This is a genomic window from Pseudoponticoccus marisrubri (assembly GCF_001482405.1).
Classification (GTDB): Bacteria; Pseudomonadota; Alphaproteobacteria; order Rhodobacterales; family Rhodobacteraceae; genus Pseudoponticoccus; species Pseudoponticoccus marisrubri.
In genome coordinates this window covers 1-222 of sequence record NZ_LPXO01000116.1, presented here as the reverse complement: position 1 = coordinate 222, position 222 = coordinate 1, and the positions used below count along the sequence as shown (strand labels likewise).

Below are 222 nucleotides of genomic sequence, written 5' to 3'. Positions count from 1 at the left end.
TTTTAGTACTTTTATAAATTTTCTAACGCAAACTTACTCTAGTTTGCAAAACCCTTTCTGAGCCAGATTCATATCTAAAACGGCTTTTTTTCCCTCATTGGCATCAACAAGTTCGAGATCTGATCCGCCTACAAACACTCCCATTTTCATGTACTGTTCAATAAAATAAATTTTTCCACTTTCAGTTTTAAGTACTAGGGGATTTGGAGAAAATTCTGACTC

At 34.2% G+C, this 222-nt stretch carries 1 protein-coding gene; it reads right to left on the bottom strand.

Translation table 11 applies throughout. The features are described 5' to 3' along the window. Positions 1-33: 33 nt before the first annotated feature. The coding region (locus AVJ23_RS23260; protein ID WP_205626920.1) for a hypothetical protein at positions 34-222 on the bottom strand (189 nt) is incomplete at its 5' end.